We start from the raw sequence: 1,539 nt of genomic DNA, 5'->3' as shown, positions 1-1,539 counted from the left end.
CTGAACAACGGCAACGGCACCCTCAAACCCATCAACAAAGTGATCGACAACTTTGCATACACGGCAGGCGGCTGGCGAGTTGAGAAACACCCCCGCTTCCTCGCCGGTCGAGGTTCAATCGGCGGTTAGTCCAATCGGTGGCCGGGTCGATCCTCGGCCGCCTTTCTGAAGGGATCTCCCGTGGTCTCGTATGTCGTCACGTCGTATTCGGCGGGAGACTCCCCCGACCAGCTACTGGCAGCACCAGGGCTCAGTGCTCGAGCCCCGAGCGTCAGATGGTGTGGGCTTGGCGATCGGATGATCTGGTGGCAGGACGATCAGTCGCTCCCCTTCCCGGACGAGTTGCTCCAGCTTGCGGATACCGGCGAGCGGACAGCGGATGGTGCCCTCTACCTTGTCGGGCAGGCCGGCGACTCCTTCCTGTCAGAGTTTCCTGAGGCGCGCGTCGCCGTGGACAACGGCCGGTACCTTGTCGTCTCGCTTACGAATGACGAACGAGCCAAAGCCGAGCAGGCTAACAGCGCGTGCTTCGGTGTGAGCCCGGTGCCGGAGAACAGCCATGTCTTGCGCACAGTTCCGGCCCCGCTGCAGGCTCCGACGGCGAGATCAACCATCACTGACCTGGTTTCGGAGAGTGAGCTGATCGCGTCGTGCACCGTCCTGGCCGGTTTTCGTACTCGCCATTCGCTTTCCAGCGAGTTCACGTCAGCCTCAGACTGGGCTCGAACCCGGCTTCAGTCTTTCGGTTTCGCCGTCGCCACGCAGACGATCACGGTCGGAGGTTCACCGAGTTCCAACCTGGTGGCGGACAAGTCAGGCACCGGGGCCAACCGTCGACTTGTGATCGCGACGGCACATCTCGATTCCATCAACATCAGCGGGGGTGCGGGAGCGCCCGCTCCCGGGGCCGATGACAACGCCAGCGGGTCAGCAGGCGTTGTCGAGATCGGTCGGGTGCTCGGCCCGCAGAGTTCCGAGAACGACTTGCGCCTGATCCTGTTCGGTGGCGAGGAAGAGGGACTTCACGGTAGTCGGCAGTATGTTGCCGCCCTAACCCCTGCTGACCGCGCTCGGCTCGATGCTGTGATCAACATGGACATGATCGGCACACTCAATGTGCCTGCCCCAACTGTCCTGCTCGAGGGCGCGCCCGTATCGCAACAGCTGATGAACGACCTCAGCGATGCGGCCAACGAATACACATCGCTGACCGTGCAGACGTCGCTCAATCCGTTCGCCAGCGACCACGTGCCATTCATCAACGCCGGACTCCCCGCACTTCTGACGATCGAGGGCTCGGACAGTAACAACACCAGCATCCATACCGCGAACGACACCCTCGACAAGGTCAACGGAGCCCTGGCTGCGCAGATCGTCCGGATGAATGTTGCCGTGTTGGCACGCAGGCTCCATCTCAACGACGTCCCCGCGGCGGCATTGTCTGCTGTGGGTAGCGCCGCCGCCGACCTGACCGGCGATCAGAGCGCTGACATTGTCGGGTTCGGGGACGCGGGCGTCTGGGTCTCATTGAACAACGGC

The 1,539-nt window shown here is 62.8% G+C and carries 1 protein-coding gene; it reads left to right on the top strand.

Annotation, left to right across the window (positions count from 1 at the left end):
* Positions 1-297: 297 nt before the first annotated feature.
* On the top strand, positions 298-1,539 hold a 1,242-nt coding region (locus tag BM197_RS03720), incomplete at its 3' end, for a M28 family metallopeptidase (protein ID WP_143094978.1).

This window comes from Mycetocola miduiensis, from assembly GCF_900115155.1.
Lineage (GTDB): Bacteria > Actinomycetota > Actinomycetes > Actinomycetales > Microbacteriaceae > Mycetocola_A > Mycetocola_A miduiensis.
Note: the sequence above shows the minus strand (reverse complement) of the source record. Positions and strands in the feature narration are given on the sequence as shown.